Raw genomic sequence first — 13,541 nt, 5'->3', positions numbered from 1 at the left:
TCGGCCTGGGGCGTCGCCGCCCTGCGGGCCGTCCGGCCTGGCCTTGCCCGGCCTTGCCCTGCCCGCGCGGTGAGACCGCAGGCGCAGCGGCGCGTAGTACCGCGGTACCACCCGGCGGGCGCGGATCAGTCCCCGGTACCACCGAATCGGGGCGTTTCGGCTCCTAGCGTTGTCGGTGAGGCGTCGAGGGCGACAGACGGGCGCCGGTTCCGACAGGAAGAGACGCGCATGATCGACGCACAGCAGCTGACCAAGAGGTACGGCGAGAAGACGGCCGTCGACGGGCTGGACTTCACCGTGCGGCCGGGTACGGTGACCGGGTTCCTGGGGCCCAACGGCGCGGGGAAGTCCACGACCATGCGCATGATCGTCGGGCTCGACGCCCCGACCAGCGGGTCGGTGACCGTCAACGGGCGGCTCTACGCCAGTCACCAGGCGCCGCTGCAGGAGGTGGGGGCGCTTCTGGAGGCGAAGTCGATCCACCCGGGCCGCTCGGCCTACAACCACCTGCTGGCGCTCGCGCTGACCCACGGCATTCCGCGCCGCCGGGTCGACGAGGTGATCGAACTGGCCGGCCTCGGCAGCGTGGCGAGGAAGCGGGCCGGCGCGTTCTCGCTCGGCATGGGGCAGCGGCTCGGTATCGCGGCGGCGCTGCTGGGCGATCCGCAGACGGTGATGCTGGACGAGCCGGTCAACGGGCTCGACCCGGAGGGCGTGCTCTGGATCCGCAACCTGCTCACGGCCCTCGCCGACGAGGGCCGGACCGTGTTCGTGTCCTCGCACCTGATGAGCGAGATGGCCCTGGTCGCGGACCATCTGATCATCGTGGGACGCGGGCGGCTGCTCGCCGACACCACCGTGGCGGACCTCGTCCGGGAGGCGGGCGGCGACACCGTGCAGGTGGCCACCCAGGAGCCGGCCCGGCTGCGGGAGGCACTGGCCGGGCCCGGCGTCGACATCACCGGCCGGGCCGGCTCCGAGGAGCTTCAGGTGACCGGGCTCAGCGCCCGGGAGATCGGCCTGAAGGCGGCCGAGCAGGGAATCGCGCTGTTCGAACTGACCGCGCGGACGGTGTCGTTGGAGGAGGCGTTCATGAACCTGACCAGGGATGCCGTGGAGTACCACGGCTCGACGACCGGCGCCGAGACCCGCGTGGCCGAGGGGAGTGCGGCATGAGCACCCTCATCGCGCCTGTCGAGGCGTCCCCGGCCGCCCCGGCCCGCCCCGCCTACCGGGTGACCGGCCGGCGCGTGCTCGCCTCGGAGTGGGCCAAGCTGTGGTCGCTGCGCTCGACCTGGATCACCCTGGGCCTCGGCCTGCTCTTCCTCGTCGCCTTCGGCCTGATCGCCGCGAACCACTACCAGTCCGGCATCGGCTCCGGGCGCCAGGAGCGCGACTTCGCCACCGCGACGGCCGTGAGCCTGTCCCTCTTCGGCACCAACTTCGCCCAGCTCGCCCTCGGCGTGCTCGGCGTGCTGGTCACGGCCGGCGAGTACTCCACCGGAATGATCCGCTCCACGCTCACGGCCGTACCGCGCCGGCTGCCCGTGCTGTGGTCCAAGGCGGCCGTGTTCGGGCTGGTCGCGCTGGCGGTGGGAACGCTGGGCGTGTTCGTCGCCTTCCTGGCCGGCAGCCAGATCGTGTCGGGCACGCCCGCGGCGATGGGCCTCTCGCACGCGGGCGTCGTGCGCAGCCTGCTGGGCGCCGGGCTCTACCTCGGCCTGGTCGGCGTCATCGGCACCGCCCTGGGTGCCCTGCTGCGGTCGGTGGCCGGCGGCATCTCGGTGCTGGTCGCCGCCCTGATGCTGGTCCCGGGCCTGATATCCCTGCTGCCGAGCTCCTGGCAGGACAACATCAGCCCCTACCTGCCGTCCAACGCGGGCGAGTCGATGTTCGCCCTCACGCACGACTCCACGACCCTCGCGCCGGGCGCCGGACTGCTGGTCTTCCTCGGCTGGACGGTGCTCGCGCTGGCGGGGGCGGCGTACCGGCTGGTGCGCAGCGACGTCTGACGGCCTGCACCATGGGCGGGTGACCACCTTGACGACGACCACCTCCGCCGCGGACGTCGGCGTGACGGGACCGCTGGCCGCCCGGCTCACCCGGGCCGGCCAGCGGCTGCGGCAGGCGGACCGCGCCCATCCGTGGGTGCTGGACACCGCGGTGGCGGCGCTGGTCTTCCTCATGTTCTGCCTGCCGGACCTGGTGCACCACGGCGGTGTGGGGCACGGGGACGGCGACGGCCGGCGCAGGTTCCAGTTCGCCTTCACCCGGCTCCCCCTGGCGGCCGTGCTGGCCCTGCAGGCCGGTCTGGTGCTGCCGCTGCTGTGGCGGCGGCGCCGGCCCATGGCGGTCTTCGTCGCCATCGCCGTCGTCTTCTTCGTGCAGTGGTCGCTGGGCGCCGCGCTGCGCGCGGACGTCGCTTTGTTCGTCGCCCTGTACAGCCTGGCCCTGCACGGGCGGCTGCGCCAGCTGCCGTGGGCCGGCGCGGTGATGGCGGCGGGGATGGTGCTGGTCGCGGTGCGCATCTCCTCGGTCGTGTCCGTCTGGGACGCCCTGTTCTTCCTGCTCAGCACGGCCACCGCGGCCCTGGCCGTCGGCCTGACGGTGCGGGCCCGGCGGGCACAGCTCGCCGGGCTGCGGGAGCGGGCGGCACGGCTGGAGACGGAACGCGACCAGCGCATCAGACTCGCGACCGCCACGGAACGCGCCCGGGTGGCCCGCGAGATGCACGACATCGTCGGCCACAACCTGTCCGTCATCATCACCCTCGCCGACGCCGGGGCGTACGCCGCCGACACCGCGCCCGAACACGGCAAGGAGGCCCTGCGGCTCATCGGCGACACCGGCCGCACGGCCCTCGGCGAGCTGCGCCGCGTGCTCGGCGTCCTGCGCGAGGCGTCGGACGGCGCCCGCCAGGCGCCCGAACTCAGCCCCCAGCCCGGTCTCGCGGACATCGGGGCGCTGTGCGACGGCGTACGCACCGCCGGCCTGGAGATCGTCTACCGGACCGTCGGCGAGGTGGACGCCCTGGACCGGGGCGTGCAGCTGACCGTCTACCGCATCGTCCAGGAAGCCCTGACCAACACCCTGAAGCACGCCGGTGCCGGCACCCGGGTGAACCTGTCGGTCGCCGCCGGGGACGAACGGCTCGTCATCCGGATCCGCGACAACGGCCCGGCCAAAGGCCCCGGACCACGGAACGAGGAAGGACACGGACTGGTGGGCATGCGCGAACGAGCGGCGCTGTACGGAGGGACCGTGAGCGCCGGACCGGTGGCCGACGGAGGGTGGGCCGTGGAGGCAGCCCTCGACCTGACACCGCGGGGAGGCACCCGGTGACCACGGTGCTCATCGTCGACGACCAGCAGTTGCAGCGCTACGGCTTTCGGGTGCTGCTCGACTCCATGCCCGAGACGGAGGTGGTCGGCGAGGCCGCGAACGGCGCCGAGGCCGTCCGCAGGACCGCCGAACTGCGTCCCGACGTCGTGCTGATGGACGTACGCATGCCCGGCATGGACGGCATCGAGGCGACCCGCCGGATCGCCGAGGCCGGGGGGCGCTCCCGGGTCCTCGTGCTGACCACCTTCGACGTCGACGAGTACGTGCACGCCGCCCTGCGGGCCGGAGCCAGCGGCTTCCTCCTCAAGGACGCGCGTCCCGAGGAACTCCTCGCCGGGATCCGCGCGGTCGCCGGGGGCGACGCGGTGATCGCGCCGGCCCTCACCCGCCGCATCCTGGACGAGTACGCCCGGCACGTGCCCACCAGAAGAGGTGACCCGGACGAGGACCCGCGACTGGCCTCCCTCACCGAACGTGAGCGCGAGATCCTCGTCGCCATCGGCAAGGGCTGGACCAACGGCGAGATCGCCGCCCGCTTCGTCCTGTCCGAGTCCACCGTGAAGACGCACGTCGGCCGCGTCCTGGCCAAGATCGGCGCCCGCGACCGCGTCCAGGCCGTGATCTTCGCCTACGACCGGGGACTCGCCCGCCCCGGCGCCGGCTGAGCGGAACCGGACGCCTTCTTGCCTGCCTCTCACCATGTGAGCCGTAGGGTGGGACGTCCCCCCTACAAGCTGTAGGAGGAGCCGGCACCGTGGCGCACGACGAAGAGAGGTGCGAGATGGCCGACGGCTCGAACGCCGCGACGACCGGTGTGCCCCGCACCGGCCTCCCCCCACGGGCCCCCCGGCCCCGGCGCGCGCGGGGCGAGCCCCGGCTCGGGGCGGTCGCGGCCGCCTTCACGCTCGCCCAGCTCGTCCTCGTACGACCGGATCTCGGTCTCGGCTGGGACGAGACCGTCTACGTCAGCCAGGTCAGCGGTCACGTGCCCGCCGCCTACTTCAGCGCGCCCCGCTCCCGCGGCATCTCGCTCCTCGTCGCCCCGATCGCGTCGTGGTCCGACTCCACCGCCCTGCTCCGGATCTACCTGGCCGTCCTCTCCGGCCTCGCCCTCTACCTCGCCCTGCGCGTCTGGCGCGGCCACTTCGGGCCCGGCGTGCTGGCCCTGGCCGGCGCCCTGTTCGCCTCGTTGTGGGTGACGCTGTTCTACGGCCCCGAGGCCATGCCCAACTACTGGGTCGCCATCGGCGCCCTGGCCTGCGTCGGCTGCTTCCTGCGCGCCTGCGCGAACGCGCGGGACCGGGCGGCCTGGTGGGGGGTGTTCGCGGGCGCGGCGCTGATGGCGGGGATGCGCCCGATGGACGCCGTCTACGTCGTGCTGCCCCTGCTCGCGCTCTGCCTGCTCTCCCCGCGCCGCCCCCGTCTCCTCGTCGTGCTGGCCGGGGGGCTGGCGGCGGGTGCCGGCGAGTGGGTGGTCGAGGCGTATACGAGCTACGGCGGCCTCGCGCAGCGCCTGTCCGCCGCCTCCGCCGTGCAGGGCGGCCTCGGCTGGCACCTCGCCGTCGTCGACCAGTTGCGCAGCCTCGGCGGCCGTACCCTGTGCCGGCCCTGCACGGGTTCGGCCCCCAGCCCCCTGGTGACCCTGTGGTGGTTCGCGCTGCCCGTCCTCGCCGTGCTCGGCGCGGTGGTCGCCGTCCGCGCCCGGCGCGCCCTGCCCGTCCTCCTCCCGGGGGCCTGCGCCGTCACCGCCGCGGTCCCCTACCTCTTTCTCATCGGCTACGCCGCCCCCCGCTTCCTGCTGCCCGCCTACGCCCTGCTCGCCCTCCCCGTCGCCCACGGCCTCGCCCACCTGGTCACCGCCCCGGCGCACCGGGCCGGGCGCATCCTGGCGGCCGGCCTGGTGGCGGTCGGCCTGGCGGGCCATCTGGCCGTGCAGTACGTCGTCCTGGAACACACCGTGCACAGCTCCGCCGCGTCCCGCGCCGAGTGGGCCCGCACCGCCGCCGCCCTCCACGCGCGTGGGGTACGGCCGCCGTGCCTGCTCAGCGGCTACGACGCGGTCCCCGTCGCCTTCTACGCCGGCTGCGGCTCCGCCCAGACGAAAGGGCACGACGCCAGCACCACCGTGGCCGAGCTGAAGCGCGCCGCCCAGCACACCTCCCTCGCCGTCCTGGCGCCGCCGGGCGGCCGTCCGCCCGCTTACGCGCGCGCCTGGCCGAAGGAGCGGGTCGGCACCCTCCGGGCGTACCTGGCACCCGGGGTACGGCAGGGGAGGTGACCGCCATGACCGAGGCCGAGAGCCCGCCCATCACGCCGATCCCCCTGGGCAGGCGCCTGTACGTCCAGCTGGGCATCACCCTGGTGGTGCTCGCCGCCGTCGGCGGGATGCTCGCCGCGCACCGGGCCACGCTGGACAGCGGCACCGACCGGTTGGCGGCCGCCGACGGGGAGTGGCTGGTGCTCGCCTGCCTCGCCGCGCTGGCCACCTGGGTGTGCGCGGCCGTGGCGCAGCAGGGGGCGGTGGTCGAACCCCTGCCCAAGGGCCGGCTGGTGGCGGCGCAGTTCGCGGCCGGCGCCCTCAACCACGTCCTGCCGGCGGGGGCCGGAGCGACGCTGGTCAACCTGCGGTTCCTGAGGCGGTGCGGGCTGTCCACCCGGAGCTCGGCGACCGCGCTGGCGGTGAAGGCGGCCGTCGGCGGGATCGTCCGGTGCGCGCTGGGCGTGGCCCTGCTGGTCGCCTCGCCCGGCACGGTGCGTCTCTCCGCGCGGGTCCCGTATGCGCTGCTCCTGCTGCCGGTGGCGTTCGGCGCCGTCGCCCTGGCGGTCGTGGTCAGCGGCCGCCTCAGACGCGTGGTGAGCCGGGCCGTCGCCGACGTACGGGAGGTGCACCGGTGCCGGGCGCGGGCTGGCGCGCTGTGGGGCGGGTCGGTGGCGTTCGCTCTGCTGCACGCCGGGGTGGTCGTCGCCGTGGTCCATGCGATCGGCCTCGGCCTCCCCGCGAGCCGGGTGGTCATGGCCTACCTGGTCGCCAGCGGCGCGGCGGCGCTGCTGCCCACGCCGGGCGGACTGGGCTCGCTGGACGCCGCGCTCGCCCTCGCCCTCACGGCGGCCGGCGCGCCGGGTCCGGCGGCGGTCTCGGCGGTCCTCGGCTACCGCCTGCTGACCGGGTGGCTCCCGATGGCCCCCGGACTGCTGGTCCTGGCGCTACTGGTCCGCCGCTCGGCCCTGTGAACCGCCCCGGCCCCCTGCCTTCTCCGGCCGATCCGGTCGCCGCCTGGGGGCGGTGCGTGCGCTGTTCGCGAGGGAGACAGAGGGAGGCCGGAGCCGGCGTCGTCGCCGACTCCGGCCCGGTGGCGCAGGTCCGGGAGCGCAGGTCCGGGAGTGCCGACGTGGTTACCTCACGGGGCCGTTCAGCCGGTGAAGCCGGTGGTCCCGTTCGGGACGCCGAGCCCGGACGGGCCGTCGTGTCCGACGGTGCCGGTGCAGAGACGGGAGCCGCCGTCGGAGCCGCTGCTGACGTCGTACAGGGCGCAGGTGCGGGCGTACGGGAAGGATGCCGGGCAGGAACCGGCGGACGGGGCGCCGCCCAGCGCGTAGGTCGCCGCGATCAGTGGTGATGTTGAGATTCGGGCCGACCCATGACTCGACCGGCCTGGGGGACGGTTGGCGCCGGGCGACAGGCGCGCGCCGCACGCACTCTGCGCGTCCCTGTTCCGCTTCCGCCCGGCGCGGTGAGCACCCGATGCCGGTCCATGCGGACCGGCATCGTGCCGTCCGCGCATTCCTGGTCGCGATCTCCGAACGGCGGGAGGAGTTCACCCGCCCGGTCCGCGGCCCGGCAGACCCAGGACCTGTCCACCTCCACCTCCTGCTCCGGTTGCCGCGTCGTGCCCACCCTGTTCACGGGCGCCGCGACGAGGCGCCGTCATGGCCGGAGCTCTCTGCTCGGCCCGGGCCCGGACGGGAACGTGCGCGGGGCCATCGAGGCCGATGCGGTCCGTCGCCGTCTGCCTGAACGCGGGCAAGGGGTGGAGTCCTCGTGATCACAGCCGCCCGCGCACTCGATTTCGTCGACAGGACGGACATGCGGCATGCACATAACACACTCGCGCGAACCAACCCGAGGACCGCGAAAGCCGTCAACAAGCATGTAGGCATCATTCGATCGGGGGAAGGTCGCCCGTGCTCTCCTTCGCGCGCATACGACGGCCGCGCATACTCATCGCTCTCGTGACGGCCGTGACCGTGGTCCTGGCCGTCGCGCTGACCATCGCCCTGACGGTGACGACGTACGACCACACGTCGCCGCGCGCGGCCCGTGACAAGGCGTCAGGATCGGTGGCCGGGCCGGTCGACTGCCGCAAGGCGCGGTGCGTGGCCCTCACCTTCGACGGTGGACCCAGTCCGACGACCCCTCGGCTGCTGGACATCCTGAAGCGGGAGCATCTGCACGCGACGTTCTTCGTGCAGGGCGCCGGCCACATCGCGAAGTATCCCGGGATCCTCCGCCGTATCTCGGACGAGGGCCATGAAATCGGCAACCACACCTGGACCCACAAGGTCCTGACGCAGATCGACGCGGACGAAGCCCGTCAGGAACTGACCCGCACACAGGACGCCATCGAGAGGATCACCGGCACCAGGCCTGTCCTGATGCGACCGCCCCAGGGCCGTACCAGCCGCAAAGTGGCCAAGATCTGCAAGGAGTTGGGTCTGGCGCAGGTGCTGTGGAGCGTCACGGCCAAGGACTACGAGACGACCGACTCGGCCCTGATCACCAAGCGGGTGCTCGACCAGACCCACCGCGACGGCATCATCCTGCTGCACGACCTGCACAAGGGCACGGTGCCCGCCGTCCCGGGGATCCTCAAGGCGCTCAAGCAGCGCGGCTACACGATCGTCACGGTGTCGCAACTGCTCGCCCCTGCCGAGCCCCGGCCGGGGATGGTCTACCGGCCCTGAGTCACGGTCGCCCGGTCCGGGTCCGAAGGCTGCCGACGGGCCTTGGGGAACTGCCGTCCTGTACGGCCCGCTCCGGGCGGTTCCGGGCGGCTCCCGGTGGCGCGAGGACAGTGGTCGCACAGCGCGTTCGCAGGCTGGGGCGAAACGGCAGGTGGCGGCCGCCTCCGCGGTGTTCAGGCGTGGGCTGCGGCACCGGGTGCCTGCCGCGGCGCGGGTTCCGTGTGGGGATCCCTCGTCGCCGGTGCTGGACTGCGCCCGGCGCGGGACGCGGCGCCCCGGCAGCGCGCACTGCACCTGGCGGGAGGGCCTCGCGGAGTCCCTCGACCTGCCGGAGTCGTCGTTCGGCACCGTCGTGACCAGCCTGCTGCCGCATCACCTGCCGGAGGAGCTCCGGGCCGCGGCGGCGGCGTACGTCCATGGCCGCGCTGCGCTGCGTGCCTGCGGGCGGCGCGTACGCGGTGGTGACACGGGGCCGACCCGGCCTCGCCAAAGTGGCGTCCTGTGATTGAGTCGATACGCTGCGTATGTGATCCGTATGACGGTCGGCAGGCGCGCTCGGCGGCGCCCCCTGCCGACCGTCCTGCTCCTCGGGCTGATGCTGCTGGTGGCGGCCCATCTGGTGGGCGCCCTGCACGGGCCGGGATTCCTCGGCCTGCACCATCCGATCACCGGTACGCACGTCCAGGTGCCGACGGCGAAGGAGCAGGTGGCGTCCGGGACCGATCACGATCACGATCACGGCCGGGGGCAAGGCCACCGTCACGGCGACGCCTCCGAGGACTCCCTTCAGCACGCGGTCGACCGGGTGCGGGACTCCGCCGACCTTCCGGCCCGCATCCCCCACCTCGTCGAACCGGCCCTCGACCACCCCGGCACGCACCCCTGGCTCGGCCGCGCCGGTCCGACGGACAGTGATCCCGCACCGGACGGCGGCAGATCCGCGTGCGTACGGCACTGCCTCTGGCGGCAATAGGCACGCCCCGCGCGCCGTCCCGACCGGTTCCGCGCCGCACAGGCGCCGGATCGCGGCTCGGCGTGCCCACGCGCCCCCCCCGCACCGTCTGCACCGCGCCCGCCCGAGAGGCGGGTGCGAAGGAGCCGTACCCCTATGGATCTCTCCCTGCTCGAATCCGCCCTGTCCGACAGGGCCGCCACCCCCGTCCCCCTGATCGCCCGCCGCCCCGCCGACCTGGTCGGCAGCACACCCGCGCTGTGGATCGAGAAGCCGTTCGCCCCGCCGGGACGCGGCTTCTACGCCAAGCTGGAGGGCGCCAACCCCGGCGGCATCAAGGACCGCCCGGGCCTGCACATGGTTCGGGAAGCCCGTCGGCGCGGCGAACTCCTGCCCGGCGCCCCCGTCGTCGAGTCCTCCAGCGGCACCCTCGGTCTGGGCCTCGTCCTGGCCGGACTGACCTACGGCCATCCGGTCACCGTCGTCACCGACCCCGGCATGGAGCCGTCGATGGTCCGGCTGCTCACCGCCCTGGGGGCGCACGTCGACCAGGTCGCCGCGCCGCATGCCGACGGCGGCTGGCAGCGGGCCCGCCGCGAGCGCGTGGCCGAGTTCCTGGACCGGGCCCCCGACGCCTACTGCCCCGACCAGTACCACAACCCCGACAACAGGGCCGCCTACCGGCCACTGGCCGCCGAACTCGTCGCCCAGATCGGCCGGATCGACGTCCTGGTGGCCGCCGTGGGCACGGGCGGCCACTCCGCCGGGGTCGCGGCGGGGCTGCGTGAGTCCTGTCCCGGCCTGCGGCTCATCGGCGTGGACGCGACCGGCTCGACGATCTTCGGGCAACCCGCGCGCCCACGCCTCATGCGCGGGCTCGGCTCCAGCATCCATCCCTCCAACGTCGACTACGGCGCCTTCACCGAGGTCCACTGGGTGGGCCCGGCCGAGGCGGTGTGGGCCTGCCGGCAACTGGCCCGGCGGCACTACGCGTCCGGTGGCTGGAGCGTCGGGGCGGTGGCGCTGGTGGCCGGGTGGGCGGCACGGACGTACCCCGCGGGGACGCGCATCGCCGCGATCTTCCCCGACGGCCCGCACCGCTACCTGGAGACCGTCTACAACGACGCATGGTGCCGCGAGCACCGGCTGCTCGGCCAGGAACCGCCGGTGGAGCCGGGCGAGATCGCCGCGCCGGACGAGTGCGAGGTGACGGCGTGGACGCGGTGCGGTCAGGTACGTGATCCGCTCGGGCGCGACGTGACGACGGCGGGTGCGCGATGAGGGGGCTGCGGGCCCAGGTGGCCTCCTTCGACCGGCCGGCCCGGCTGCTGATGGTGAACCAGTTCGCCATCAACCTCGGCTTCTACATGCTGATGCCCTACCTCGCCGACCACCTCGCCCACGGCCTCGGCCTCGCCGCCTGGGCCGTCGGCCTGGTGCTGGGCGTGCGCAACCTCTCCCAGCAGGGCATGTTCCTGGTCGGCGGCACGCTCGCCGACCGGTACGGCTGCAAGCCGATGATCCTGGCCGGATGCGTGCTGCGGACGGTCGCCTTCGGACTGCTCGCGGTGGCGAGCAGCCTGCCCGCGCTGATCGTGGCGTCCGCGCTCACGGGCCTGGCGGGCGCGCTGTTCAACCCGGCCGTACGGGCGTATCTCGCGGCGGACGCGGGCGAGGAACGGCGCGTGGAGGCGTTCGCCGCCTTCAACGTCTTCTACCAGGCCGGGGTCCTGGTCGGCCCGCTCGCCGGACTCGCTCTGCTGACATGGGACTTCGGCGCGGTGTGCGCGGTCGCCGCGCTCGTCTTCGGCGCGCTGGCCGTACTCCAGGCCCGCGCCCTGCCCGCACGCCCCCCGGCCGACCGGGGCGCCGAACCAGCATGGCGAGCGGTGGCCGCCGACTGGCGCACCGTCGCCGCAAACCGGCCCTTCCTCCGCTTCGCCGCCGCGATGAGCGGCTCGTACCTCCTGGCCTTCCAGGTCTACCTGGCGCTCCCGCTCCGCGCCCGCGAACTCTTCGGGGAGCGGACCGGGGTGGTGACCGGAGCGGTCTTCGCCGTCTCGGCACTGGCCGCGCTCTCGGGCCAGCTGAAACTGACGGCCTGGGCGAAGCGGAACCTGCCCGGACCGAGGGCGGTCGTGTGCGGGCTGGTGGTGATGGGGGCGGCCTTCCTGCCGATGCTGCGCGGCTCCCACGGCGCCGTGGCCGGGGTGGCGGCCCTGACGGTGTGCGCGGCGCTGCTGGCCTGGGGCGGTGCGCTGCTCTACCCGTTCGAGATGGACACCGTGGTACGCCTGTCCGGCGACCGCCTGGTCGCGACGTACTACGGCGCCTACAACACCGCCTCCGGCATCGCGATCTCCCTCGGCAACCTGGCCGTCGGCGCACTGTTCGACACGGGTGTGCGCTGGCTGCCGTGGGCGGCGCTGGGCACCACGGGATTCGTGTGCGCCGCGCTGGTGGCCCAGCTCCATCGCGCCGGGCACCTCACATCGGAGCCGGCCGCGGTGACCGTGCCGGTGTGAGGCTCAGCGAGCCTCGGCCACCGCGGAGGCGGCCGCGAACAGCTTGCCGCAGAAGGCGATGGACGCGTCGGGGGCCGGGACGCGGAGGGCGAGCTGCACGCGGGACGTCATCGCGAACCTCCCCGGTCGGGAAGGGCGGTCAGCAGTCGCCGCCGGAGGTGGCGGTCGGGGCTCCGATGCCGATCTGGAGGGTGGCGGGTGCGGCACAGCACCCGCCGCCGGACTGCGCGGTGCTCTCGGGCTCGTCGAAGAGGCCCGCGCCGCCGCAGACGCCGGTCTCCGGGAGGGTGAGTTCGACGCGCCCGGCGGCCTCGTGGTCGCCCGCGATGGCGGCGGTGACGGAGCGGACCTGCTCGTAGCCGGTCATGGCGAGGAAGGTCGGGGCGCGGCCGTAGGACTTCATGCCGACCAGGTAGACGCCCTGCTCGGGGTGGGAGAGCTCGGCCACGCCGTGCGGGTAGACGGTGCCGCAGGAGTGGACGTTCGGGTCGATGAGCGGGGCGAGGGCGGTCGGGGCCTGGAGGCGTTCGTCGAGGCCGAGGCGGAGTTCGGAGAGGAAGGACAGGTCGGGGCGGAGGCCGGTCAGCACGATGACCTCGTCGACGGGGTCGAGGCGACGGCCGTCCTCGGCGACGAGGACGAGCTGGTCGCCGTGGGGTTCCACGGCCTGGGTACGGAAGCCGGTGACCGCGTTCGCGTGGCCGGCCTCGACGGCTTCCTTGGCGCGCAGGCCCAGGGCGCCTCGGGCGGGGAGCTGGTCGGCCTCGCCGCCGCCGTACGTGTTCGCGCCGATGCCGCGCCGCAGGATCCACACCGCGTGCGTGCCGTCTTCCTCCTTCGCCAGGTCGGCGAGGAGTGCCAGGGCGGTGAAGGCGGAGGCTCCGGACCCGACGACCGCGGTGCGCCTGCCCGCGTAACGGGCGCGTACGGCCGGGTCCGTCAGGTCCGGGATGCGGTAGGAGATCCGGCCGGCGGCCGACTTCTCGCCGAGGGCGGGCAGGCCGTCCGCTCCCATCGGGCTCGGGACAGACCAGGTGCCGGAGGCGTCGATGACGGCGCGGGCGGTGATCCGCTCCTCGTGGCCGTCGGCGTGCTGGACGTGCACGGTGAAGGGCTGCTCGGCGCGGCCGGCGTCGACGACCCGGTCGCGGCCGGCGCGGGCGACACCGGTCACCGTGGCGCCGTAGCGGACCTTGTCGCCCAGGGCGTCGGCGAGGGGCTGGAGGTAGCGCTCGGCCCAGTCGCCGCCGGTCGGGTAGGCCGTGCTGTCGGGGCGGAGCCAGCCGGTCGGGGCGAGGAGCTTCTCGGCGGCCGGGTCGATGACCTCGCCCCAGGTCGAGAAGAGGCGGACATGGGACCAGTCGCGTACGGCGCTGCCCGCAGCGGGGCCGGCTTCCAGGACGAGGGGTTCGATGCCGCGCTCGACGAGACGGGCCGCGGCGGCCAGGCCGATCGGGCCGGCCCCGACGACCACGACGGGCAGTCGGCCGGTGGTGAGCACGCTGTGGGTGGACGCAGCCACGAGGTTCCCCTTTGCTTCGACATTCGTCGATCTCTTGCGCGGCCAGGATGACACCTGTATCGATAAGCGTCAACATAGACATTCATCGAATCCGGGAGTCGGGCGGGGCGGGTGCGCAACGCGTTGCCGCGTACGGCCCGCTGCCCGGGCTGCCCTTCGGCGGAGCCCCGGGGTGCCGCTCGCGACACGGGACGAGGCCGTCGCCCATCCGGCCCCGCCGGGAGCTCTCGGCGGGGCG

General features: G+C 74.1%; 12 protein-coding genes. 11 read left to right on the top strand and 1 reads right to left on the bottom strand.

The genetic code is table 11. From position 1 onward, the window contains the following. Positions 1-228: 228 nt before the first annotated feature. From AB0P24_RS09960 to AB0P24_RS09910, 11 genes are all read left to right on the top strand, one after another. Positions 229-1,176 carry an ATP-binding cassette domain-containing protein gene (locus AB0P24_RS09960; protein ID WP_365792048.1) on the top strand — a complete coding sequence of 316 codons (948 nt, stop codon included), beginning with the start codon at positions 229-231 and terminating at the stop codon, positions 1,174-1,176. Further along, positions 1,173-2,012, top strand: a complete 840-nt coding sequence (locus AB0P24_RS09955; RefSeq protein WP_365792046.1) for an ABC transporter permease — start codon at positions 1,173-1,175, stop codon at positions 2,010-2,012. Before AB0P24_RS09960 ends, AB0P24_RS09955 begins: the two co-directional genes overlap by 4 nt. Before the next feature lie 28 nt (positions 2,013-2,040). After that, positions 2,041-3,342 carry a sensor histidine kinase gene (locus AB0P24_RS09950; protein WP_365792101.1) on the top strand — a complete coding sequence of 434 codons (1,302 nt, stop codon included), beginning with the start codon at positions 2,041-2,043 and terminating at the stop codon, positions 3,340-3,342. Continuing rightward, positions 3,339-4,007, top strand: a complete 669-nt coding sequence (locus AB0P24_RS09945; RefSeq protein ID WP_365792044.1) for a response regulator transcription factor — start codon at positions 3,339-3,341, stop codon at positions 4,005-4,007. Before AB0P24_RS09950 ends, AB0P24_RS09945 begins: the two co-directional genes overlap by 4 nt. Positions 4,008-4,123: 116 nt before the next feature. Further along, positions 4,124-5,620, top strand: coding sequence for a hypothetical protein (locus AB0P24_RS09940; protein ID WP_365792099.1), 1,497 nt, complete (start codon positions 4,124-4,126; stop codon positions 5,618-5,620). Between the two features lie 5 nt (positions 5,621-5,625). Beyond that, on the top strand, positions 5,626-6,573 hold the full coding sequence (locus AB0P24_RS09935; RefSeq protein ID WP_365792042.1) for a lysylphosphatidylglycerol synthase domain-containing protein: 948 nt from the start codon (positions 5,626-5,628) through the stop codon (positions 6,571-6,573). Positions 6,574-7,572: 999 nt separating this feature from the next. Beyond that, the gene (locus AB0P24_RS09930; protein WP_365792040.1) at positions 7,573-8,304 is read left to right on the top strand and encodes a polysaccharide deacetylase family protein; all 732 of its coding nucleotides are present in this window, start codon (positions 7,573-7,575) and stop codon (positions 8,302-8,304) included. 151 nt (positions 8,305-8,455) lie between these two features. Further along, the gene (locus AB0P24_RS09925; RefSeq protein ID WP_365792038.1) at positions 8,456-8,809 is read left to right on the top strand and encodes a class I SAM-dependent methyltransferase; all 354 of its coding nucleotides are present in this window, start codon (positions 8,456-8,458) and stop codon (positions 8,807-8,809) included. A 21-nt stretch (positions 8,810-8,830) separates the two neighbouring features. Then, positions 8,831-9,277: a hypothetical protein gene (locus tag AB0P24_RS09920; RefSeq protein ID WP_365792036.1), complete on the top strand. Its 447-nt coding sequence runs from the start codon at positions 8,831-8,833 to the stop codon at positions 9,275-9,277. A 135-nt stretch (positions 9,278-9,412) separates the two neighbouring features. Then, positions 9,413-10,537, top strand: a complete 1,125-nt coding sequence (locus AB0P24_RS09915) for a PLP-dependent cysteine synthase family protein (RefSeq protein ID WP_365792034.1) — start codon at positions 9,413-9,415, stop codon at positions 10,535-10,537. Further along, the gene (locus tag AB0P24_RS09910; protein WP_365792032.1) at positions 10,534-11,781 is read left to right on the top strand and encodes an MFS transporter; all 1,248 of its coding nucleotides are present in this window, start codon (positions 10,534-10,536) and stop codon (positions 11,779-11,781) included. Before AB0P24_RS09915 ends, AB0P24_RS09910 begins: the two co-directional genes overlap by 4 nt. Before the next feature lie 139 nt (positions 11,782-11,920). Here AB0P24_RS09910 and AB0P24_RS09905 read toward each other — a convergent pair whose 3' ends face one another. After that, positions 11,921-13,303: an NAD(P)-binding domain-containing protein gene (locus AB0P24_RS09905; RefSeq protein WP_365792030.1), complete on the bottom strand. Its 1,383-nt coding sequence runs from the start codon at positions 13,301-13,303 to the stop codon at positions 11,921-11,923. Positions 13,304-13,541: the final 238 nt, after the last annotated feature.

The sequence above is a fragment of the Streptomyces sp. NPDC086519 genome (genome assembly GCF_040686075.1).
GTDB lineage: Bacteria > Actinomycetota > Actinomycetes > Streptomycetales > Streptomycetaceae > Streptomyces > Streptomyces shenzhenensis.
Note: the sequence above shows the minus strand (reverse complement) of the source record. Positions and strands in the feature narration are given on the sequence as shown.

What these genes read in the sequence shown, in the direction of transcription:
- AB0P24_RS09910 (WP_365792032.1), top strand. Translation starts at nt 10,534, where the DNA reads ATGAGGGGGCTGCGGGCCCAGGTGGCCTCCTTCGACCGGCCGGCCCGG.
- AB0P24_RS09940 (WP_365792099.1), top strand. Translation starts at nt 4,124, where the DNA reads ATGGCCGACGGCTCGAACGCCGCGACGACCGGTGTGCCCCGCACCGGC.
- AB0P24_RS09955 (WP_365792046.1), top strand. Translation starts at nt 1,173, where the DNA reads ATGAGCACCCTCATCGCGCCTGTCGAGGCGTCCCCGGCCGCCCCGGCC.
- AB0P24_RS09935 (WP_365792042.1), top strand. Translation starts at nt 5,626, where the DNA reads ATGACCGAGGCCGAGAGCCCGCCCATCACGCCGATCCCCCTGGGCAGG.
- AB0P24_RS09915 (WP_365792034.1), top strand. Translation starts at nt 9,413, where the DNA reads ATGGATCTCTCCCTGCTCGAATCCGCCCTGTCCGACAGGGCCGCCACC.
- AB0P24_RS09960 (WP_365792048.1), top strand. Translation starts at nt 229, where the DNA reads ATGATCGACGCACAGCAGCTGACCAAGAGGTACGGCGAGAAGACGGCC.